The organism is Nitrospira sp. (assembly GCA_029194675.1).
Taxonomy (GTDB): domain Bacteria; phylum Nitrospirota; class Nitrospiria; order Nitrospirales; family Nitrospiraceae; genus Nitrospira_D.
The window spans coordinates 276,304-297,909 of the sequence record JARFXP010000001.1 but is presented as its reverse complement, the minus strand read 5'-3'; the positions used below and the strand labels follow the sequence as shown (position 1 = coordinate 297,909).

Annotated in this window: 19 protein-coding genes; 7 read left to right on the top strand and 12 right to left on the bottom strand. The window is 55.6% G+C overall.

Annotated elements, in window-relative coordinates; all coding sequences use genetic code 11:
* Positions 1-30 precede the first annotated feature (30 nt).
* The 6 genes from P0120_01410 (at position 31) to P0120_01385 (ending at position 9,612) form a co-directional block, all read left to right on the top strand.
* A complete protein-coding gene (locus tag P0120_01410; protein ID MDF0672987.1) occupies positions 31-1,320 on the top strand; it encodes a DUF2130 domain-containing protein in 1,290 nt (429 codons plus the stop codon).
* 210 nt (positions 1,321-1,530) lie between these two features.
* Positions 1,531-3,894 carry an AAA family ATPase gene (locus P0120_01405; protein MDF0672986.1) on the top strand — a complete coding sequence of 788 codons (2,364 nt, stop codon included), beginning with the start codon at positions 1,531-1,533 and terminating at the stop codon, positions 3,892-3,894.
* Positions 3,881-5,503, top strand: a complete 1,623-nt coding sequence (locus P0120_01400) for a site-specific DNA-methyltransferase (GenBank protein ID MDF0672985.1) — start codon at positions 3,881-3,883, stop codon at positions 5,501-5,503. The genes P0120_01405 and P0120_01400 overlap by 14 nt, the downstream gene beginning before the upstream one ends.
* On the top strand, positions 5,500-8,172 hold the full coding sequence (locus P0120_01395) for a DEAD/DEAH box helicase family protein (GenBank protein MDF0672984.1): 2,673 nt from the start codon (positions 5,500-5,502) through the stop codon (positions 8,170-8,172). Before P0120_01400 ends, P0120_01395 begins: the two co-directional genes overlap by 4 nt.
* A gap of 53 nt (positions 8,173-8,225) precedes the next feature.
* On the top strand, positions 8,226-8,783 hold the full coding sequence (locus P0120_01390) for a hypothetical protein (GenBank protein ID MDF0672983.1): 558 nt from the start codon (positions 8,226-8,228) through the stop codon (positions 8,781-8,783).
* Positions 8,784-9,189: 406 nt separating this feature from the next.
* Positions 9,190-9,612, top strand: coding sequence for a hypothetical protein (locus P0120_01385; GenBank protein ID MDF0672982.1), 423 nt, complete (start codon positions 9,190-9,192; stop codon positions 9,610-9,612).
* A 336-nt stretch (positions 9,613-9,948) separates the two neighbouring features.
* On the opposite strand, the gene P0120_01380 is transcribed toward P0120_01385, so the two are convergent.
* The 4 genes from P0120_01380 to P0120_01365 all read right to left on the bottom strand — a co-directional run bounded on the left by P0120_01380 (position 9,949) and on the right by P0120_01365 (position 11,443).
* The gene (locus P0120_01380) at positions 9,949-10,473 is read right to left on the bottom strand and encodes a GNAT family N-acetyltransferase (GenBank protein MDF0672981.1); all 525 of its coding nucleotides are present in this window, start codon (positions 10,471-10,473) and stop codon (positions 9,949-9,951) included.
* A complete protein-coding gene (locus P0120_01375; GenBank protein MDF0672980.1) occupies positions 10,463-10,780 on the bottom strand; it encodes a DUF1778 domain-containing protein in 318 nt (105 codons plus the stop codon). Before P0120_01375 ends, P0120_01380 begins: the two co-directional genes overlap by 11 nt.
* A 196-nt stretch (positions 10,781-10,976) precedes the next feature.
* Entirely contained in the window at positions 10,977-11,129 is a 153-nt protein-coding gene (locus P0120_01370) for a hypothetical protein (GenBank protein ID MDF0672979.1), read from the bottom strand.
* 125 nt (positions 11,130-11,254) lie between these two features.
* Positions 11,255-11,443 (bottom strand): hypothetical protein, encoded by a 189-nt coding sequence (locus tag P0120_01365; GenBank protein MDF0672978.1) that lies wholly within the window; start codon positions 11,441-11,443, stop codon positions 11,255-11,257.
* Here P0120_01365 and P0120_01360 point away from each other — a divergent pair.
* Positions 11,442-12,368 carry a zincin-like metallopeptidase domain-containing protein gene (locus tag P0120_01360; GenBank protein MDF0672977.1) on the top strand — a complete coding sequence of 309 codons (927 nt, stop codon included), beginning with the start codon at positions 11,442-11,444 and terminating at the stop codon, positions 12,366-12,368. The two genes, P0120_01365 and P0120_01360, sit on opposite strands and share 2 nt — an antisense overlap.
* 309 nt (positions 12,369-12,677) lie before the next feature.
* On the opposite strand, the gene P0120_01355 is transcribed toward P0120_01360, so the two are convergent.
* The 8 genes from P0120_01355 to P0120_01320 all read right to left on the bottom strand — a co-directional run bounded on the left by P0120_01355 (position 12,678) and on the right by P0120_01320 (position 21,594).
* Positions 12,678-13,310 (bottom strand): hypothetical protein, encoded by a 633-nt coding sequence (locus P0120_01355; GenBank protein ID MDF0672976.1) that lies wholly within the window; start codon positions 13,308-13,310, stop codon positions 12,678-12,680.
* Positions 13,311-13,685: 375 nt separating this feature from the next.
* Positions 13,686-13,964, bottom strand: a complete 279-nt coding sequence (locus P0120_01350) for a TrbM/KikA/MpfK family conjugal transfer protein (protein MDF0672975.1) — start codon at positions 13,962-13,964, stop codon at positions 13,686-13,688.
* 46 nt (positions 13,965-14,010) lie between these two features.
* Positions 14,011-15,114 carry a hypothetical protein gene (locus tag P0120_01345; GenBank protein ID MDF0672974.1) on the bottom strand — a complete coding sequence of 368 codons (1,104 nt, stop codon included), beginning with the start codon at positions 15,112-15,114 and terminating at the stop codon, positions 14,011-14,013.
* Between the two features lie 18 nt (positions 15,115-15,132).
* Entirely contained in the window at positions 15,133-16,098 is a 966-nt protein-coding gene (locus tag P0120_01340) for a hypothetical protein (protein ID MDF0672973.1), read from the bottom strand.
* A complete protein-coding gene (locus P0120_01335; protein MDF0672972.1) occupies positions 16,095-18,158 on the bottom strand; it encodes a type IV secretory system conjugative DNA transfer family protein in 2,064 nt (687 codons plus the stop codon). Before P0120_01335 ends, P0120_01340 begins: the two co-directional genes overlap by 4 nt.
* 8 nt (positions 18,159-18,166) lie before the next feature.
* Positions 18,167-19,276 carry a P-type DNA transfer ATPase VirB11 gene (virB11, locus tag P0120_01330; GenBank protein MDF0672971.1) on the bottom strand — a complete coding sequence of 370 codons (1,110 nt, stop codon included), beginning with the start codon at positions 19,274-19,276 and terminating at the stop codon, positions 18,167-18,169.
* Positions 19,257-20,657 (bottom strand): type IV secretion system protein VirB10, encoded by a 1,401-nt coding sequence (virB10, locus tag P0120_01325; protein MDF0672970.1) that lies wholly within the window; start codon positions 20,655-20,657, stop codon positions 19,257-19,259. Before virB10 ends, virB11 begins: the two co-directional genes overlap by 20 nt.
* Before the next feature lie 10 nt (positions 20,658-20,667).
* On the bottom strand, positions 20,668-21,594 hold the full coding sequence (locus tag P0120_01320) for a TrbG/VirB9 family P-type conjugative transfer protein (GenBank protein ID MDF0672969.1): 927 nt from the start codon (positions 21,592-21,594) through the stop codon (positions 20,668-20,670).
* Positions 21,595-21,606: the final 12 nt, after the last annotated feature.

The window sequence follows — 21,606 nt, the reverse complement described above, 5'->3', positions numbered from 1 at the left end:
GGCCTGGGTGCCAAACTCACGAAACATTGTATGAGTGAACCAACTATCATCTGTCCCAACTGTAAGACCGAGATCAAACTCACGGAGTCTCTCGCCGCCCCATTGATCGAATCCACACGCCGCGAATATCAAAAACAACTGGCTCAGAAAGATGCCGACGTTGCAAAACGCGACGTCGCTCTGCGTGAGCGAGAAGAGGCTCTTTCCCAGGCCCAGCTCGCATTCGATGACCAGGTGGCTGAGAAACTCAAGTATGAACGCAGCAAGATCGCGATAGAGGAGGCCAAGAAGGCCAAGCTGGCCTTGCAAACTGATCTTGATCAAAAGGACAAGGAGCTGGCTGATCTCAACTCGCTGATGCAAGAGCGTGAAGCCAAACTGGCCGAAGCCCAGAAGGCACAGGCTGACCTCCTTCGGAAGCAGCGTGAACTGGATGATGCCAAACGTGAACTTGAGCTGACGGTTGAGAAGCGGGTCCAAGAGGGGCTGACTGTTACTCGGGAACAAGCTAAGAAAGAGGCCGAAGAAGGGCTGAAACTCAAGGTCATGGAGGCGGAGCAAACGATTGCTTCGATGCAGAAGCAGATCGAGGAGTTGAAACGAAAGGCTGAGCAGGGTTCGCAACAGCTCCAAGGGGAAGTTCAGGAGCTAGAACTGGAGTCTCTCCTACGGGCAAAGTTTCCACGGGATACGATCGAGCCTGTTCCTAAAGGTGAGCATGGCGGTGATGCACTGCAACATGTTGTCGGACCGAGCGGGCAACCATGTGGGACGATCATCTGGGAATCGAAGCGAACCAAGAACTGGAGCGACGGCTGGCTAGCGAAGCTCCGTGAAGACCAACGGGCAGCCAAAGCTGAGATCGCCGTGATCGTCAGCCAATCGCTCCCCAAAGAAATAGAAACATTTGGGTTGGTCGAGAACGTCTGGGTGACACATACTAAGACGGTACTTCCAGTCGCTCTCACGCTCCGCCACACGCTCATCGAAGTCGCCTCGGCCCGCCAAGCGTCTGAGGGGCAGCAGACGAAAACGGAAATGGTCTATCAATATCTGACCGGGCCTCGTTTCCGTCACCGGGTCGAGGCAATCGTCGAGGCGTTCTCCTCTATGCAAGAGGATCTCGATAAAGAGAAGAAGGCCATCATCAAACAATGGGCCAAGCGAGAAGAGCAGATTGATCGAGTCATGCAAGCGACGGCGGGAATGTATGGGGATCTGCAGGGGATTGCGGGAAAGACGATTCAGGAAATCGCAGGGCTCGAATTTCGCGCGCTGAATCCCCCTGCTACAGAGAAAAACATTCCCAGCGAGACTTAACCTGGCCGAACGACATAGTTTCATAAATTATGGCTAAACCAGACGGAGAACTAGCTTCCCGAGTAGTCGATCGGATGCGCAAGGCCGGGCTCCTCTCCGAAAGTGCGCTCAGTAAGGTTCAGGAAGGTCTATCTGCTGGAACTTTTTCCACAGAGGATTGGAAACTTCTCGTCGAGATCGAACTGTCAGGAAAGAGAGAGGAGCATCCCCTTGAAGATTAGCAAGATCGCACTTGCTGGCTTCAGAGGGGCCAGCGTTTCTGTGGAGTTGAATTTTGACCCATCCAAACCAGTGGCACTCATTTTTGGGGAGAACGGCACGGGGAAATCTACCATTGCTGATGCCTTCGACTTTCTGTGCAATCGCTCCTATGGCTCGCTTTCAAACTACAGTTTAGGTCAGTCGGCAAAGAAGTATGTCCCCTCGCTGGGTTCATCCGTGTCCGATGTTAGCGTGACGATCACAGCGGGAAAGGGAACCTGGGTAGCTACCTTAGGAACCGACGGGCCTATTGTTTCTCCGGATTCAGGCTACCCAGATGCGCAAGTCCTAAGACGCAAGACGATACTAAAACTGATTGAAGCTATTCCCAAAGCACGATTCGAAGAACTGAAGACTTTTATCACTGTCTCAAAGGTTGAAAAGGCTGAGGGGGCTTTGCGTGAGGCTGTAAGGCTCACGAAGAGTGAGTTCGATCAATGCTCTCTTGCATTTGGGCAGGCCAACGACTCTCTAAATGACTTATGGAATGCGGAAGGGAAGCCTGGAACAGATGCGCGATCATGGGCCGCCTCCGAGGCTAAGAAGGATATATCCAAGCTTAAAGCAGATATTCACGAAATCGAGTCCTTGGAGACTGCATTTCTGACAGCCGCGTCTGCGGTAGGTTTGCTAGATGGCGTAATTGTCTCTAGGTCCACTGCAGAGACGGCTCTTGCCGTTGCGGAGGACAAACTGAAGGCAGCTGAAACTGACCAGAAGAAGCAAAACTCAGAACTGGTGAAATTGCTACAGGAGGCAAAGCTATACCTCGGGAAACGCCCGTCATTGACGGAATGCCCCGTATGCGAGAACTCGATCAAAGCAGCTGAGTTAGTGAGCCGACTCACCCTTCGCATCAGTGAAATGGAAGATCTGAGATTGCTTGTTGAGGCTGTCGCTGCTGCCAAGAAGCAAGTCGAATCACAAATATCTGTTTACGGCAAAGCTGGGAATGATTTCTGCAGGACAATGCGAACGCTTGCTGAGCTTCTTCGAAAGAGCGAATTGAGCGAGGTAACTGACATGAAAATCTCCTGGGATAGCTTTACTCAGTTAATGTCTGAAGGGAAGCCATCTGCTGCCGTCGAGGCCGAAGCTCGAAAGCTGTGGACCATAGCAGCCCCATCAAGACCTCATCTCAAGTTGAGAAAGGATGCTGCCCAGAAATCCGTGAATCACCATAACGCCATTAAGGGGCACGTAGACACATACAAGACCAAACAGTCTAAGGCTCAGACGCTGGAAGCGATGCACAAGAAGTTGCAGGAGCTTTATGATATCTCATCTGGTGAGCGCAAGAACTACGTCGAGGAGATCCTAGAAAAGATTTCCCATGAGGTGGAGAATCTTTATGAGCAAATTCATCCTGATGAGGGCATAGGAAAGATTCGATTTTATCTTAAGCCCAATACAATTGGATCATTAGAGTTCGATGGTCATTTCCAAAGCGCATCTGAAATACCTCCTCAGGCGTACTATAGTGAATCTCATCTCGACACTTTGGGGATATGCGTCTTCCTCGCCTTGGCTAAGTTTTTCAAAACAGACCAGACAGTCGTCGTGCTTGATGATGTGCTGACCTCCATCGATGGCCCTCACTTAGACCGATTTATGAAGCTGCTTCACAAGGAAGCAGCGACTTTCAGCCAGGTCATTGTAACGACCCACTACAGACCGTGGAGAGACCGGTACCGTTGGGCAAAGGGACCGATCGCCAATACCCAAATGATCGAGCTAGGTCCATGGACGTTGGAGAAAGGCCTGAATATTGGTGAATTTCTCACCGCGATAGTGGAATTGAGGAAATCTGTGTCGATTGGGCCGTTTGACAGGCAAGTCGTTGCATCAAAGGCCGGAATCATTCTGGAATCACTGCTAGATTTTCTCACCCTGAAATATCGCTGTTCAGTTCCGCGCAATCCCTCTGGGGAATATACGCTGGGTGAACTGGCACAGGGAATAGATTCAAAACTCGCCAAGGAATTGCGTTCGAGAAAGCCGCCAGCAAAGGGGGAAGCCAAGGCGGAGACCCCGCTCAAACCTCTCATTGATACAGCTACTGAAAATGGGTGGGTACGCAATACGGTGGGATGCCACTTTAACTCCCTTGGAAGCGAAGTAACTGATAGTGAGGTTAGATCATTTGGCAATCAAGTTCTCGGTCTTGCAGATACTCTGATTTGCCCTTATTGTCACACCCTTCCAACCAAGAGGCCTTCGGGGAGCTTCTGGCAGTGTGGATGTAGAGAGCTAGAACTTGTCCCACTGGTCTATCCCGGAGCCCATCCAGGAACCGTCGATGACGAAGCCTAGAACAAAGCTCGAACTCACCTGGATTGGGAAGGAGAACCGGCCGAAGCTGGAGCCGCGCATCCTGCTGGAGGACCGTGAAAAGTTCTACCACGCCTCGCACCGCGTCACCGACCACGACATCTTCGATAACCGCCTCATTTTCGGCGACAATCTGCTGGCACTCAAAGCGCTCGAACAGGAATTCACCGGCAAGATCAGGTGCATCTACATTGATCCACCGTACAACACGGGCAGCGCGTTTGAACATTACGATGACGGGGTTGAACACTCACTTTGGCTATCTCTTATTCGAGATCGCCTCGAGTTATTGCGCAACCTTCTTTCCGAAAACGGCGCTATCTGGATAAATATTGATGACAACGAAGCCCATTACTTGAAGGTTCTAATGGATGATGTGTTCGGAAGGAAGAATTTCGTTTCAAATGTTCTGTGGCAGAAGCGGACATCACCAGATGCGCGAATTCAATTGGGGCCAGCGCATGACCACATTCTCGTTTACGCCAAGGCTATAGAGTCCGTGACATTCCAGAGGTTGAGGCTTTCTCAAGAGCAAGCGTCTCAGTTCAAGAATCCTGACAACGATCCCAGGGGAGCCTGGGTCTCAACTGATTTTACCGCACAGGGTTGGCGGCCGAATCAGATGTATAAGATCACCACACCTGGCGGTGCCACCTATGAACCGCCTGAGGGTCGATGCTGGTCTAATATCGAATCAGAATTCTTGCGCTTGTGTGGTGAAGCGCGAATGTGGTTTGGGAAAGACGACAAGGCAAGACCTCGCGTTAAAAACTATCTGTCTGAATCAGAAGGTATTAGTTCCTGGACATGGTGGACGAATGCGGAGGTTGGTCACAACCAGGAGGCAAAGAAGGAGATCATTGAACTGTTCGGGGCAGATAACGCATTCGATACCCCTAAGCCAGAGCGGCTTCTGCGTCGCATTGTGGAGATCGGCTCTAGTCTAGGCGACTGGGTCCTCGACTCCTTTGCCGGTTCCGGGACAACCGGCGCTGTGGCTCACAAGATGGGTCGTCGATGGATCATGGTCGAGTTGGGCGAACATTGCCATACTCATATCATTCCCCGCCTGAAGAAAGTCATTGACGGTCAGGATAAGGGCGGCATCACTGAAGCAGTCAGCTGGAAAGGCGGCGGAGGCTTCCGCTATTACAAGCTTGCGCCGTCTTTGCTCGAAAAGGACAAGTGGGACAACTGGGTGGTCAACAAGGCCTACAATCCGGCGATGCTGGCTCAGGCTGTCTGTAAGTTGGAAGGGTTCACCTATGCGCCGAGTGATACGGTCTATTGGCAGCAGGGACATTCTTCGGAGCGAGACTTCATCTATGTCACGACTCAGAACCTGAGCCATGATCGGTTGCAGGCGTTGAGCGATGAAGTGGGCGAAGAGCGCTCGCTCTTGGTGATGTGTTCCGCCTTCCGTGGCAAAGCCGATCGCTATTCCAATCTCACGATTAAGAAGATCCCCAAGACCGTGCTCTCCCGCTGCGAGTGGGGGCATGATGACTACAGCCTGAAGATTGAGAATCTGCCAAAGGCTCCGACCCCGCCAGGTCAGATGAATCTCCTCGGCGAAGAGGCGAAATCATGAATCGCCATGTCAATGCGATCGCCGGTCGCCTGAGTCTGCGAGCTCCGCAGCGAGAATCCCTGGAAATTCTCGACCGTGTCACGGAGATCGTTCCGCCTAAGAAAAATGCTGATTTGACTGCCGCACTTGCCGCCATCAAAGGTGAGTTCACCACCGTCACAGACTTCGAACGCGACTTTCCGTCCCTCTGCTTTGCCCTGGCGACGGGTGTAGGGAAAACCCGGCTGATGGGCGCGTTTATCAGCTACCTACACCTCGCGCACGGCGTCAATCACTTCTTTGTATTGGCGCCGAATCTCACGATCTATAACAAGTTGATCGCAGACTTTACCCCAAACACACCGAAGTATGTCTTCACTGGCATTGCCGAATTTGCGACGGAACCGCCGACGATCATCACCGGAGATAACTATGAGTCAGGGGTAGCCGCCAGACATACGTCGTTGCCGGGGTTTGGCCAAGAGGTTCACGTCAACATCTTCAATATCTCGAAGATCAATTCGGAAGTCCGGGGTGGAAAGGCACCAAGGATCAGACGTCTCTCGGAGTACATAGGCCAGAGTTATTTCGAATACCTAGCCGGTCTCGACGATCTAGTTCTGATCATGGACGAATCCCATCGGTATCGAGCGTCCGCTGGCGTGAAGGCGATCAATGAGTTGAATCCGGTTCTAGGCTTGGAGCTGACTGCTACGCCGTTCGTGGAGTCTGCTAAAGGGCCCGTTCCTTTCAAGAACGTTATCTATGACTATCCTTTAGCCAGAGCGATGGCTGATGGCTTCGTGAAAGAACCTGCCGTCGTCACCCAGAAGAATTTCAATCCTGGTCAACTTGGCCCGGCTGAGCTCGAAAAGATTAAGCTCGAAGATGGTGTCCGCGTTCATGAGAACACGAAGGTTGAATTGGAAACCTACGCTCGCCAGACCGAACAACGAAGGGTGAAGCCCTTCATGCTGATCATCGCCCGTGATACGACCCACGCTGGGCAGTTGATGCAGCAGTTTCAATCCATTTTTGAGGGTCGATACAAGGACAAGGTGATCCAGGTTGACTCCAGTAAGACCGGTGCAGAAGAAGACGAAATGGTCCAACGCCTCCTCGCCGTGGAAAGCCCGGATGAGCCGACTGAGATTGTCATTCACGTGAACATGCTGAAAGAAGGCTGGGATGTGACGAATCTCTATACGATCGTCCCTCTCCGCGCTGCCAATGCTCGAACGTTGATTGAACAATCGATTGGCCGAGGTCTCCGCCTGCCCTATGGCCGCCGTACTGGAGTCGCGACAGTAGATCGGCTCAACATTATCGCGCATGACCGGTTCCAAGAGATTGTTGACGAGGCCAATAAGCCGGGATCGGCGATACGGCTGACCCAAGTCATGCTCGACCCGGCGACTGATCTACAGAAGACCCGGACGGTTGTCGCCAAGTCCAAGATTGAGGAAGAACTACATGGGGCTTCCCTGAGCGGACCACTCTCAGACGCTGGCCAAGCTCCGAGGATATTTGCAGGAGAAGTTGAGCGAGGCATCGCTCAGGCTGCCTACAAAGAAATTCAGAAGTACGAGAGCCTTCCTTCCTCTCAGGACCTACTTAAGCCTGACGTTCAGGCTAAGATTGTTGAAGAGGTTAAAAAGGTTGCCTTACCAAGCCAGCAGGGATTGCCTGGCATGACGACTGTACCAGACATTGCGGCAGTGGTTCAAAAGACCGCGCAACTGGTGGTGCAACAGACCATCGACATTCCCCGCATCCTCGTAGTTCCAAAGGGAGATGTCACGACAGGCTTCCATCCATTTACCCTGGACTGCTCAAGCATCCGTTACCAACCAGTTGAGCGAGATTTGCTCATCCAGCATCTTCGGACTAATCATCAAGAGATGTTAAGCGCTGGTGGTCAGATGCAGCCGGAGCAACGGCTGGAAGATTATGTGGTCCGGGGCCTCGTCGACTTCGATGACATTTCGTACGATGACCATGCCGATTTGTTGTACGACTTGGCCGGCCAGTTGATCACCCATCTCCGGTCGTATCTCTCAGAGGACGACACCAAAAATGTCCTGATTTACCATCAGAAGCAACTGGCCGCTTTCGTTCACGCACAGATGCAGGCCAAGCAATGGGAGAAGACAGCAGGCTACGATGTGATCGTCAGCAAAGGCTTTACCGACCTAAAGCCAAGCGCTTATACGGCCAAAGAGGGTGAGCCGATCCAGGACTTCCGGCAAACCGTCGAGGATCGGGCTCGGATCGGACAGAAGCTCTTCGGGGGATTTCAGCGAAGCCTGTACTCTATCCAGAAGTTCGACTCCGATACCGAACGGCGTTTAGCCGTCATTCTTGACCGGGACTCGCAAAAGTGGTTTCGACCCGCTTCAGGACAATTCCAAATCTCCTATAAGCAAGGCGTAACTCTGCATGATTATCAGCCAGACTTCGTGGCCGAAACAGCAGATTGCATTTATATGCTGGAACCCAAAGCCAAGAACGAACTGACCTCACCAGAAGTGTTAGCCAAGAAAGACGCCGCAGTTCTCTGGTGTAGCCGCGCCACGACTCATGCTCTCAGCAATGGGGGCAAACCCTGGAAGTATGTCCTGATCCCGCACGACGTGATTGCTGAGAACATGATGCTGGCAGGATTGGTGAAGCAGTTCATCATGGGCTGAAGACCACGTCCTACGATGTTTCTGGTCCGTCTAACGGTACTGAGGACAACACTTTGACCGACGCTTGGCATAAGACAAAAAGTGATGAAGAAGCTGAGGCGAGATCTGTGGATTTCTGGAGTCGCCATGCAGTGGAATTACGTGACGGACAATTCTGGGCTGATAGAATCAAGCAGCTTAAGGGTGAGCCCTTAAAGAGGCTTCAACTGGCCTTACAAAATTTGCCGTTGCCGGCCTCTTTCCGAGAGGCAGCAGTTGCTACGAGAGCACTAATACGTGAGAAACAAAAGAGCGATAGCAAATATGATGAAGAGCTGGCATTGCTTTATTGGCTTGCAGCCATAAATTCATTCTCTATTCCATTCTCCACGGTACTTCAGGAGCCCGGCTATAACGTCCTCGAATCTATTCCCGGTGACAAATTGAAAAGCCTTCCATTTACCTATGCTGAGCTAGGCTTTGAAAAACTGGACTTGTTAAATAAGACAGATGTTAAGTGGCTCACAGATGCTTGGGGCATGCCTTCCAAACATACTACCTTGCATGAAATACATCTAGATGTTTGGCGAGAATATGAAACCAAGCTGAAGAAGAGGCGTGGGAGAAATTAGCCGGGACGTCAATAAAAGCACTGTCAAGGGGTACAGGGGTGCTGGCCAGCTGGTGAAACAACTGGGTGGGGTAGTGGCGTCAGGCTTTTGTATCTTAAGTATTGGCACAGCCTAACATGTAGAACCAGGTTTCGAGAGTTGCCGACTGAGTGCACATTCACTCCTTCGTTTTACTGCATGTGACAAGCGGGGACATTTTGGATTATTTAGATCACCCATGTAGGGCTATCTCGCCCCACATGACATAACAGCTTCCATCTACGGAGGCGAGAAGGGTAGGGACGTTCCCGGCATCGAGCCGTACGAGCTAGTCCGGAGAAGGATTGAGGTGTTGCCGGCGCTGGTTGCACGGTACTCTTCTGGGGCAGTAACATGATGGAAGTCGATTCTTTTGCAGGAGGGTCCGATGTCACTGCTTTTCCTCTTGCTCCTTCTAGTTCCTCTTTCCACCTCCGCCAAAGACCTCGGCGAACTGAGCGCGAATCCTTACGAACAGAACTCGACGGCCAATCCGTACGGGGCGGGAAGTCGCTTTGCGCCGAACGGGATCAACAATCCCTTCAGCCCTTACGGCAGCCCGTTCAGCAATCAATCGGCGAGGAATCCTTTCGCGACCGACGCACCAAAGCTCTACGACCAGCAGGGAAATTACCGCGGCAAGTTGACCGCCAATCCGTACGATCCTGACTCAACCAGCAACCCCTACGGCCGGTACGGGTCGCGGTTTTCGCCAGACTCCATCAACAACCCTTACGGCGCAGGCAGTCCCTATCACTCCGATAGCCCCACCAATCCGTATGGCCGTGGATTGAGAATCGAAGGACAGTGAAAGATCAGCTCACCCATTTGCATTGGTCATCAAAACCCTTTCCTTAGACAAGACGGTAGTTAATAGGGTTCTTCTGGGTCGCCAGCGGCAACAGCCGACCGTTTTTACCTGTGAGGCGCATCGCTTGCGCCGGTAAAATCGTCACTCCCGATGCTCTCCTTCTCCGGTCTGCCGATTCCGGCCTCTGCCTCCTGTTTCCTCTGTGACCTGCGCGGTGCCTCTCCTCCTCCCATGAGAGATTTATGGTGGGTCACACAAGGATGAAGCACCATGGCGACCAACACTTCATCCAAACGACCGGCCACCACGCAGCGCTCACTCCCAAAACTGCGCCCCCTAACCACTCGTGAAAAGATTGGCGATGGTTTTCATCGGAAGAAAGAGCCGTCCTGGCTTGTCTGGAAAGTCTATGAACTCAAAATGCCGGTAGAAGCCGGCGGCCTTCTCGTCAATTGCATCAACTACAACGGCCGCAGCGGCAATCTGCGACGACTGCTTCAACGCCCGCTTGAGCGCATCGATGAGCAGGAATTCCCCGAGCCCCTGTCCCTTGTACCGCTGATCGAGGGCAAGGCGTCCCAGGAGCGTCACTGGCACGATCGGATAGGCTGGAAGTTTTTTAACAACCTCGTCCGGTAAATCCTGGAGAGAAATGCCGAAAGCCGAGAGCGTGTAGTAACCAATGATTGTTTTGCGATCACTCTCTCGGGTGAGAATAAATGGCGCGGCGACCATGCGCCGCGCATCTTGTGTGGCTTGTTTCTTGAGATACTGGTCAAGCGTGTCATAGCCACACGAAAAATCGCCACGGTTGTGGTGCTTTCCTATCGGCTCGACGATGAGATCACGTTCACCGGACATTGGTGCCGCGCTGCTGACGTGCTTTATAGCGCTGCACGGCTTTTCGTAGGCGCGTGGATGGCTCAGGCGCAGTTAAGAGCGCCGCGACAAACGCTTTACGATCCCGGTCACCTAGAACCATGGCATCATGATCACGTAAGGTTCGCGAGGCGTTTTCTTGCGCAGAGGCGACGACGAAATCTGTCAGGGAGAGCCCGGCCAATTGGGCCGCTCTCAGAAAAAAGGCTTTCTGCTGTTTCGTGATACGTGCCTCCAACCTGGCCGTCTTCCCAGAAGAGGAATTCAGTGTTGCAGAGGTTGTTGCCATTGTTCGCCCTCCCAAGCTTCAAGTGTACGGCTCTCTGCCGTACGTGTCAACACATTGTAAGGCATGGCTCACCATTGACTTCTGCACAATGTTCTGCGATTGGCAGGTGTCAGATCGCCCACAATATCCAAGAGTTGTGTTTTCGCCAGGTCACATTCAGTACCGTTGTTGGAAGTAACCACAAAAGCATCCCTCTTCACTCAGTTCGCACGTCGGCCAACGCGACAATCTTCATGACATCCGTCTCGGTCTGCGCACAGTACGGGCAACAGATCGCCCGCTGTCTGATCTCGGGAAAGACGATCTCCACGCCGAGAATCCGTAGACAACGTCGGACCGAAAGCCGCACGTTCATCCCCGGTTTGCCCGGTGCTAAGCAATCACATCCCTGCGATCGAGCATTCGTCGCTTTTTATCATATCCCCTGACTGGCCGGCTGTCAGCGTTCATGCGCGGCGGGCCGGGCAGGCTTTATCAGCCTTCGGTCCCGCACAGGCCGCGCCAGAGCTGAAGCAGCTCTGTCACGGTTGACCCTGTGCGAATCGGTCCCTCCGGCACGCCCGCCGCCCCGCTCGCGCCGTCCTCCTTTTCTCCTGCCGGGTTGAGTTGGCTCTCCAGCTCTCGTGAGAGAGCCAACATCAACATCGAAAAGGAGGACATCATGAACGCCAGCACCGGCAACCATCACAAAGACGGGATCACGCGGCAGGACGTCTATACCTGCGTCACCGACCGAATTGTGGCTGATCTTGAACGGGGCGTCCGTACATGGGTGAAGCCGTGGAACGCTGAACACGCCGCAGGCAAGATCACTCGCCCCTTGCGGCACAATGGCGTGCCCTATTCCGGCATCAATATCCTGATGTTATGGAGCGCTGCCGTGGCCGGAGGCTTCGCGGCCCCCATCTGGATGACATTTAAGCAAGCCTTGGAGCTGAACGCGCATGTCCGCAAGGGCGAGAAAGGCTCCCTGGTCGTTTATGCGAATTCCATCACGCGCAAGGAAACCGATGGTGAAACTGGCGAGGAAATCGACCATGAAATCCACTTCATGAAGGGCTACACGGTCTTTAGTGTCGAGCAGATCGTGGGCCTGCCCGCCCATTACTACGCCAAGCCGGAACCACGCTTTTCACCGATACGACGCATCGAGCACGCGGAAACTTTTTTCGGCAGCCTCCAGGCCGACATCCGGCACGGCGGGACGCGGGCTTATTACGCGCAGGAGCCCGATTACATCCAGATGCCGCCGTTCGAGGCGTTCACCGACGCCGGCAGTTACTACGCGACCCTTGCTCATGAATCTACGCACTGGACGAAGCACCCCTCGCGTCTTGCCCGTGAATTCGGGCGCAACAAATGGGGAGACGAAGGCTATGCCGAGGAAGAACTCGTCGCCGAGCTGGGTGCGGCCTTCCTGTGCGCCGATCTCGAACTGTCCTTGACGCCGCGCGAGGATCACGCGTCGTATATCGCGCACTGGCTCACTGTCCTGAAGAACGACAAGCGCGCGATCTTCCGCGCCGCAGCCCACGCGCAACGAGCCGCCGACTTCCTGCATCGGCGGCAGCAACCGGTGCAGCGGTAGACGGCATGACGTTCCCAAAATCGTAGCCCCCTCTGGGCTTTTTCCGGACGGAGGTGAGGCCGAGCACAACGCCTAACGCGCATATGTCTGTGACCTGTAACGCGTCCCATAGTGCTTAGATTGTCAGAGGCTCGCTCCCTTCGTTGCGGTAATTTCCCAAGACCTACGCTCCGCGATGTTACTCCGCCGCGTTTTTCACTAATCCACGAGGTCTTCCGGTATCTCTTATAGTTCTTCAAAAATATTGGTATAAGGCTCTGTTCACCGCCTCGTAGGAAATCTACATGGCCGCATCTTCCTAACCTTACCTCACACCCCCGCCAAGGCCACGATCTTCATGACATCCGTCTCGGTGTGCGCACAGCACGGGCAATAGATTGCCCGCTGTCTGATCTCGGGAAAGACAATTTCCACGCCGAGAATCCGTAGACAACGTCGGACCGAAAGCCGGACGGTCATCACCGGTTTTCCTGGTGCCAAGCGCTTCGGTGATAACCATTCATAGGCATAGGGCAGGAGATCGCCGATCGTGTGAACGCCTCGCTGTTTCAAATCCTGATGCGCGCGGGCGCTCAGGAGAAGACTCGCGATAGGTTGTGACGCAAAGCGCCGAACCGCGTCAGGAGGGATACGGCGTCCCGTCTTCCGGTCCAGCATCCGTTGCGTCATGAAGCAATAGGTGGCGTCGACGACCACGAAGGTTCGTCCATTGAGGGCAGCGAAGATGTGTTCGATCAGACTCTCGTCGCAGCGACGCTGTTCCCGAATCGAGTGACCAAGGCGCGATGCTCGTTCGGTGATGGACACGCCATCACTTGCGCAGTCCCACTCGGCCTGTGCCCAAGGACTGAGCCTCGAATGGACCAAGTCGAGGGCCGTGCGCTTGGTTGGATGATTCACAACAATGTCCATCATGAGCGTCGCCAATCGATCTTTCTGCATAATGGTGCGTCCTTCCTTTCCTCCGATACGTGGTGACTCGGGAATCCTCACGCCACACGAGCGCCCCTCTGTTCCGAGTCGTGGCCAAGACAGGAGAGCAGGAGGCGCGTGGCGTCGTGGTACTTATGAGGAAGACCAGATTTTGAGACCATTCCCTTGAGGTAGGAGACGTTCTACGTAAGGGGGGAGAGTATAAATATGAGTAGTACTAATGCATTATAAATAAGGCCATATTTAAAACTAAGTTATAATTGATCAGTAGCGTCAGCGTACAAAAGTGGGCATCTTGGGAGGGAAACCTGTCCTTGGCGAGGGCTACTCCGAGGCACACGTCCGGAGGCGCCGTGCTGATATCTAGAAGTCCTGTTGAATGGACTATTGCTTGGGGCAGAGCTGTAGAAAGTTTCTTCGCATGACCATGGTTTTGAAGGGGCTCCCTGCCTGGATCATGTAGTACTTTGTGAGCGCGGCTTGGCATTCTTTCGGCGCCTGTGGGCCCGCTGCTAAGCATAGCAGACATTCACAGGCCAGCCTGGCGTCACCTTCCAAGAAAGACGGTTTAGGCGCTGTTTGTGCCGGAGCATCCTGGGCCATGACGAGCAGGCCCACTCCCACCAGGACCACGATCCAGCTGTCTCTCTTCCAGCACTTCATGGGCTCACCTCCGTACGATCCGGGGACATGTTCTCGACGATATTAGTCAGCGGCCACCTCTGGTCCGCTCCAAGGCAGGGCTCCTGGTGACATTCGGCGTGCGATCGGTCCGAGCGGCTGTGTGATCGTACCGAGGCACGACCGGTTCCTGGGTGCCGACGCGTGCGGTCTCCTTCAATTGATGCTGTTCACGGTGCCCGAGGGAATCCATTTTAATGACCTCCCAGCGATTGCGAGTCGCTGGTTGTGGTGCCGTGCCAATCGATGCGCCGGATTCATCTCTGAGCGGAACCGTGACGGTCACGGGCTCATGCGCCTGTTGCACCAGTGCCACCGCGTCACCTCGCTGCACCTTCCCCTGTTCACAGGCGCGGCTCAGGTCGACGCCCCAGATCTCTCGTTCACCACGGTCTGTCGCCACCTTCACAAAATAACTCTTGGCATTCTGGACATCATGGTTGTAATGGTCGATACCATGGTCCACGATGGTACCCACCACAACTCGTTCGCCCTGCAGGCGCGCCTTCGCTTCCTCGACGGCCGCGGCGATCATAGTGGGAGAATCTCCCCGCGCTTTCAGAATCGCTTCAAGCGTGGCCGCCGCGACCTGTTGGCTGGGACTCAAAGTCTTGTCCGGCTTTCTGACATGACCATCTGTCGTTCGATCATGTGACGCCTCGCGATCGACAGGCTGCTGTACCGTCTGGCCACGAACCGGGCGGTGATCCCTGCGGTCTTCCGCTCGCGCCAAGTCGATTCCACGCGGGGTATAGCCCTCCACATCGAGTCCGGCGATCGTCGCTTGCACCCACGCTTCTGTTTTGAACTCAGGGGTGCCGTTGACTCGTACGCTGGTCCAGCCCTTGGCTTTGGCCCGGAGCACCATTCCCTGAATGACGCTTGGATCGTCATGTTCCGTGACCAGCCGCCTCCCATGATCACTAAACGCGATCTTCGTCGGCTCACCGGGCGCCGTGCGGTAATAGAATTGCTCGCCGGCTTCGATGAACCGCTTCCGCAACGATTCAGCGGCGTCACTGCGCTGATTCAGTCGTGGTTGTTCTGCGTTCTCGTCCTGAGTTCCTTCCGCAGGCCTCGGCTCGTCGTTCTGCTTCATCTCTTGCGCTTCGTCCACACCTATTTCATTCATGGTGTCCTATCCTTTCTCCTATCCGTACCAATGCGGCCAGACAGAAGCTGGGTTCTGTTCCTTCACTTCGATCTCCACCCGTCGGTTCTTCGCTCGACCTTTCCGCGTCGCATTGTCGGCCACATGTTGCCCGATCGGTACGATGGTGATCTCGATGTGGTTCGCGTCATAGCCCTGCGCGATGAGATAGGCACGCGCCTTGTGTGCCCGTTGCTTGGCCGTCTCTCGTTCGATCCAGAGATCCTTGTCTCCATCCGTGTACCCACGCACATGCAGGCAAGGACCACGGCTCATGATCTGTTTCAGGTGGGATTGCAGAGGCTTGCTGGGACGAAACTCAGACCGTCCTGTCCGTTCCGACACCCGGAAGATGATGCTGTGGCGATGCAATTCGACCTGTTCCCGTTCACTCAATTCAATGACACGCGGCCGCCACGAGCCGGTCTTCTCTTCGCGTATCTGATGTGGAGGCGCTGCTGATGGTCCAGCGCTGCAAACAGGGCCCACCCTTGTCGATTTGTCCTCTTCACTCTGCGCTGCCTCGGTCCGTGATAGGCTCTGATCAGACGCAGCCGGGGCCGTACTACCATCAGATGATGTAGGAACGCTCGCCAGTCGACCGTTTGAATCCGGTGAAACAGGAGGTATGGTGAGTGCTGTCTTTGTGATCGTGAGGCCGGACCGAGATTTGCCCTTGGCCAGTTCTTGCTGGTTGAGTTGCATGAGCGTCAGTGCGGCACTCAACTCCTGGACCTGTTGCGTCAGCGATTCTATGTGTCTGGTGAGGACACTCCGCTCCTGCTTCTGAGTTTGGTCGTTCTTGACCCGATCGCGGTACTGCTGGATCATCTCATCACTATTGATTGGCACGCGAGCCGCACCGGATGGCACGACTGGTTTCTGTGCGCAAGCCAACATCGTGGTGCAGGCGATGAGAATCACAAGCGCCTGAAGTCGTGCCTGTCGTTTGATACATATCGTCATACGTCCCTCTTTTCTCTGTCTCGATCCATCAAGGACCGTTCAACGTGCTTCTCTGTTCTTTGGGTTTTTCCTTCTTCGCTCACAGGACTCCCCTTCTCTGAGAGGTCGTCATTGACCTTGTCGGTCCATTGCAACTGAGCCACAAAGGCATCGACCAGACTGTTCACTTCTTCAGGCGTTGGAGTGTCGCGCGGCAGGACCGGCGGGAGGGTGGTGAGGTCCATCGCCAGCTTCGAGAGGTCGATCGGTTCATCCGGTTGTACTGGACGCACACGTCGTTCGACCTTCGCGCGATGGAGCTCCAGGTCGAGTCGGGGAATCTCCAGGGACAGCTCTCGGCGCACGAAGGCTGCCTCCTCCAGCTCAGCTTGGGTTGGCATCCGCTTCCCGACCGCAGCGAGGCACGGACTGATGCGTTTCAACCGATCAGTGAAGACCGGATCGGCATAGAACCGGGCTTTGTCACAGAGGATCGGCTTCGTATGCATCAGGTTGAGGATCGCCCGCTGGTCCCCCAGTTCCTTCACTTCTTGCGGGAGTAGCAGAGGCCGCGCCTGTTCCGAGCGGGTGGCACTGGAGGACGCCTGTTTGCCGTTGCCCCAGGCGAGTGGTCGGCTTGTGCCGGTCGAGACCGCCTCGGCCGTATAGGTGCCGAGTATCTGAGAGTAGTACTGCGCGTCTCGTTGTTCGCGAGGGGCAAACAGGATCTGGCAGGCGTGGTTCGTGACGAAGGTGCGGGCGTCTTTTTCCCCATAGACCGATTCGAGCTGCGAGAGGCTCTGAATGATCGGGAACAGACGCAGATTGTAGCCGGCTATGAAGCCGACGGCCTTGGCGAGAATGTTGACCCGCCCGAGGGCGGGGAACTCGTCCAAGATCACGAGGCACTGGTGTTTCAAGAGGGGATTGGTCGCGGGTAAGTCGATGGTGTTGTAATGTATCAATTGGGAGAAGAACAGGTTGACCAGCAGGGCCGCATCGCTGAGTCGATTGGCTGGAATGCCGACATAGACCGACATCCGTTGCACGCGTACCTGTTTTAGGTCGAAGTCCGTCGCACTCGTGGCCGCATCGACGATGGGATTACTGAAGATGGTGAGGGGAGCCGTCAGGGTCGCGAGAATGCTCGCCATCGTATTCTCGCTGGTGGCACAAAACCGGTACAGGGCTGCCGTACAGTCGTCGCTCAGCGGGGCGTCACTCTTGGCTCTGGTGCTGATGAGGTCTTGCAGGTAGTCCTTGATGGGCTGACCCTTGCCAGAGGCCTGACGAAGCACTTCCCCGAGACTACAAGGTAAGGACGGAGTCTCCATGATAGAGAGGGTCAGTCCAAGAAAGAGGTTACGGGCGGACTCGTTCCAGAAGGCATCTTTAATCTGCTCCGTTGGATAGAGCACCTGCCCAATGGCTTGGATCTCGCCCACGCGCCGATTGGAGTCGCGATCGACCCCATCCAACGGATTCCAGCGATGGGTCTGGCCGTCCGCGCCGAAGGGATTGAAGAGGTAGACGTGATGGCCGTGCGTCTGCCGGAACTTCGACGTGTAGGCGAAGTTCTCCATCTTGATGTCCAAGACGACCACCGACTCATCGTAGTGGAGCAGGTTCGGGAGCACGATGCTCACGCCTTTCCCCGATCTGGTCGGTGCCGCGAGCAACACGAATTCCTGCCCCCCATAGACCAAGTACCGCTGTCCCACTTTTCCAACGATCACGCCACGCTCTCCATAAAGTCCGGCCTGGTGAATTTCACCATGAGTCGCAAATCGCGCCTCTCCATGGAGCGGTTTCTTCTGGTTGGTCAGGGACAACACGAGTAGTGTCGGGAGACCAAAGCCGATGAATCCGCCGACTGCGGCGGAGAACTGCAGCCGCTTCCGTTGCACCGGATCCTCACGATAGATTCGCCAGGACTCGGGCCAGCTGGTCAGGGAGAGGTCAGCGGGGATCTGTTTATTGGCGAGCGTGAAGACGGCGCCGGCCAGGGCATCCGCTCCGCAGAGCCCGAGTGGGAGATACAGCAACAAGGCCATCGCGATCCGCACAGTCTTGCGTGACATCGATACCTCTACGCTCGAACCAGGGTGGCTTCTCCGAATCGCGCCACGAGTTTCGCGATCGGGTCATAGTGGACTTCCGCGACGTAGCGGTCTTTTCTGATGGGCCGTCCATCCTCGTCGTCGTGATTCTGTGCCACCACATGGAGGATCACGTCGATGGTCAAGGCCACCAGGCGCTTGAGCGTCGGCACATCGTAGGTCGCCGCTTGTTCATGCTCTTTGCACATAAAGACATAGCGTTCGGCCGCGAGGGCACAGGACTCCGCGTGGTAGGACGTAATCGAGCCACTGTGACCGGTGGTGAGGAGTTTGAGGAAGTCGAAGGCTTCGCCGCCTCGCAATTCGGCCAGCAACACCCGGTCCGGCTTCATGCGGAGCGTGGAGGCAATCAACTCCGACGGTGTGATGGTTGCTGCTCCCTGTCCTCCTTTGGCATACAGGAGATGCACTCGGTTACCATGCTGGGGGAGCAACAGTTCGCGCACATCTTCGATCGTGATGAGCCGTTCCTGCGCTGGGATCGCCTGACAGATCGATTTCATGAGTGTGGTTTTGCCAGATCCCGTGTCCCCCACGACGGCGATATTCTTTTTCGCCAGCACCGCCGTCCGAATGAACCGACCCAATTGACGAGTGGTCAGATACTGCACGAGCTGTCGCTCGGTGGAATCGAGCTCGGCGGCGCGATCGTCCAACGTCGCCGCCTTGGCCCAGACATAGCGGCTGAAGGCTCCTTCTGCGCTATACTCAGCCAGTGTCTTGATCCAGGCGCTGGGCCGGCGGATCGAGATGGAAAGGGTTCCCAATTCCACCGCGGGCGGCAGCACGATCTGCACCCGTTCCCCATCCGGCAACATGGCCGAGAGAATCGGGTGGTGCGGTCCGATCTCTTGTTCGGTCGCCGTTGCGATGGCCGTGGCGAGCGCTGTCAATCGGTCCAGGGTCAGATCCGGTGAGCGGTGATGCTGCCAGGTGGCACCGATCTCGATATAGACTTCCTGTGGCCGATTGACGACGATCTCGGTCGCGCCGGGCAGCGCGAGGTATCGCAGTAACGGTCGCAACAACTCGCGCACCATCGTGTCGTGCGCGAGCAGGTCAGTGGGGGTGCAGTTCATAGACGGTGCTGAAATCCAAATCCCGCGCGACGAAGATGGTCCCGCGGTCGCCCTGATTCTTGTAGAGCGTGGGTTTGATGTTGATGGTCGATTGAAGGATCAGTTCCGCCATGCGATTTCCCGTCGTGGCGGAATGTTGATAGATCCCCAAACTCTGTGCGCCCCCGCCACCGGCCTGCGCGGCTGTGGCCAACCCGATCCCGTCCTGGACGAGGGAGAGGAGAAAGGCCGCGCCCAGCCGGTCCCACCAATGGTTATCTACATAGCCAACCAACCCAGACGTGCCCAGCGCATCGGCCGCAGGTGAATTCAGATTAATCACGACACCCATTGGAGTCTTGACTCTGGTCCAGAGAAGAAAGAGGCGGCGCTGGCCCTGCGCCATCGTCGCTGCATATTCGCCGACCGCTTCCGATCCTCGTTCGAGGAGCACAACGCGACCGTTGTCGCTGTACACATCGCTGTTCAAGACACAGGTCGCCATGCCGGCGACTTCATTGATCACCCGCACGGTCAAGGCGCACTCGATCGTTCGGCCTTTTGGCAAGATGAGATTGCGATCACCCAGGAGACCGGCTTGGACTTTTGGAGTATCCGATGGAGTCAGGAGCCCACCGATGGGACCGGCTCCGCTGGCCGGAGGACCGGGTGGCGCCGCGAGCCCCACGCTCGTCACACCAATCGAAGGGCCGCTGGGTCCGCCCATATACCCAACCGATGATGGCATCGAGTTTCCTGTGTCTCCCGTACTGACCGGCATCGCCGACCCGCCGAGTAGGCTTCCAGACCCCATGTCCGGCTGTCTGGTGCTGTTGAGCAGCTCCCGCACCAAGGAGATGGCTGCGTCTGGTCCGGTTCCCGCTTGTTGCGTCCGGGGACTGTCCGAAGCAGGGGAGTTCGTCACAAGGACCTCCCCACCGAACCGACTGGAAGATGGTCTGCCGAGTGATGGGTTGCCTCGTGTCTGGTCAGGAGCCAGTGCCATGGGTCGGCTTCCGTCGTCGATTCCTCTGTCGAGAGACGATCGCATCGCATGGTCAGTAGACGCGACAGGCGACTGACTGCTCGACCGCACGAGTGCGGTGGTGTTCTGGGGTGGAAGGGGATCGGTCTCGAAGACTCGCTTCAGTCCGACCTGGGCCGGTTTGTTCTCCACCTTCGCCGCCCGTTCTTCTTGTGTGGCTTCCGCCTTTCGCTTCGCACTATAGGTGTTCGCCGCGAAGACGAGTCCCACCACGAGCACGATGGCCATCACGACAAGAAACGCCACGCGCGCTGCCGTTTCGTTCCTGCCACCGGCCTGGTGGTTGACCGACACAATCCCATCGAAGATGGGAGGCTTCTGCTCAGTTTGCTTGTTTGATTCGTGTGGTTGTTCCATCTTTTTGCTCTCAGCGAAGCGTCCTGGTGATTCCTGAGACAGTGGTCCCCTCGATGGCCGGCACCCCGGTCTTGTCGTAGGCGTCATTCCAAATGCCGACCACGGCATCGCCTAAGCGCAACACAAACCGTCGCCCCATCCGCTGTACGACGGCGAGGTCCTTCTCCATGTGGAAATTGATGCGAGTTTCTTCACCCAACGGCGAGAAGTAGAAGATCGCGGGGATCTCGCGATTGGGCGGGAACAGAAAATAGGTGAAGCGGCCGTCATCGAACACGAGCGAAGGCGCGATATCGTCTCCTCCCGGGAGCACTTCCATCGAATAGGACCAATTGCGCGGTTCGGGCGCAAATGAGTCCAGCCGCTCGTGGAGGAGATCGGCCTTGTCGCGCACTTGTTTTGCGCGATAGGCCGAGGCTTGCATCGCCGTCATGGTGGCAGGGTTTGGTAGGACCAGTGGATGCCGGAAGATCACGCGGTACATCGGCTCATCTGTTCTACGTTGCCCCTGCCGGGGGTTCTGCTTCCGTCCGACTCGATCATCTCTCATCACCGTGAACTCCAGACTGTAGTCCCGCTTGTCCGTGCGGATTTCCAGGTTGTTATGTGTCGCCTGGTCCTTGGGCTTCACCCAGACCTGATTCGTCCCGACATCGGCCCTGATGCACCATTCCGCTTCTGGCTTCGCACAGTCCGCGAGAAAGCCGCTGCCGGCGATGACGATGTGCTCGTCGTCTCCCAGCACGATGCGAGTCACGACACCACGGCGCACCGTCACTTTGGTCACTTCGTCCTTGTGATAGGTCACGTAACGGACTCGTTGATCTCCGTCGCCCGGTGCCGGAACCTCCGCCGCGTCCGATGAGGATCCTGAACAGAGGAGGACGACGGTGAGCCATGCCGTGATCGAACTTCTGTGTTGCTTCATGGCGTGCATGACTATGCCTCC

Excerpts from the sequence above, each read along its gene's own strand:
- P0120_01400 (MDF0672985.1), top strand. The coding sequence starts at position 3,881 with ATGACGAAGCCTAGAACAAAGCTCGAACTCACCTGGATTGGGAAGGAG.
- P0120_01380 (MDF0672981.1), bottom strand. The coding sequence starts at position 10,473 with ATGTCCGGTGAACGTGATCTCATCGTCGAGCCGATAGGAAAGCACCAC.
- P0120_01320 (MDF0672969.1), bottom strand. The coding sequence starts at position 21,594 with ATGCACGCCATGAAGCAACACAGAAGTTCGATCACGGCATGGCTCACC.
- P0120_01340 (MDF0672973.1), bottom strand. The coding sequence starts at position 16,098 with ATGACGATATGTATCAAACGACAGGCACGACTTCAGGCGCTTGTGATT.
- P0120_01410 (MDF0672987.1), top strand. The coding sequence starts at position 31 with ATGAGTGAACCAACTATCATCTGTCCCAACTGTAAGACCGAGATCAAA.
- virB11 (MDF0672971.1), bottom strand. The coding sequence starts at position 19,276 with ATGAACTGCACCCCCACTGACCTGCTCGCGCACGACACGATGGTGCGC.
- P0120_01360 (MDF0672977.1), top strand. The coding sequence starts at position 11,442 with ATGAACGCCAGCACCGGCAACCATCACAAAGACGGGATCACGCGGCAG.
- P0120_01365 (MDF0672978.1), bottom strand. The coding sequence starts at position 11,443 with ATGATGTCCTCCTTTTCGATGTTGATGTTGGCTCTCTCACGAGAGCTG.
- P0120_01350 (MDF0672975.1), bottom strand. The coding sequence starts at position 13,964 with ATGAAGTGCTGGAAGAGAGACAGCTGGATCGTGGTCCTGGTGGGAGTG.
- P0120_01385 (MDF0672982.1), top strand. The coding sequence starts at position 9,190 with ATGTCACTGCTTTTCCTCTTGCTCCTTCTAGTTCCTCTTTCCACCTCC.
- P0120_01345 (MDF0672974.1), bottom strand. The coding sequence starts at position 15,114 with ATGAATGAAATAGGTGTGGACGAAGCGCAAGAGATGAAGCAGAACGAC.
- P0120_01375 (MDF0672980.1), bottom strand. The coding sequence starts at position 10,780 with ATGGCAACAACCTCTGCAACACTGAATTCCTCTTCTGGGAAGACGGCC.
- virB10 (MDF0672970.1), bottom strand. The coding sequence starts at position 20,657 with ATGGAACAACCACACGAATCAAACAAGCAAACTGAGCAGAAGCCTCCC.
- P0120_01395 (MDF0672984.1), top strand. The coding sequence starts at position 5,500 with ATGAATCGCCATGTCAATGCGATCGCCGGTCGCCTGAGTCTGCGAGCT.
- P0120_01335 (MDF0672972.1), bottom strand. The coding sequence starts at position 18,158 with ATGTCACGCAAGACTGTGCGGATCGCGATGGCCTTGTTGCTGTATCTC.
- P0120_01355 (MDF0672976.1), bottom strand. The coding sequence starts at position 13,310 with ATGCAGAAAGATCGATTGGCGACGCTCATGATGGACATTGTTGTGAAT.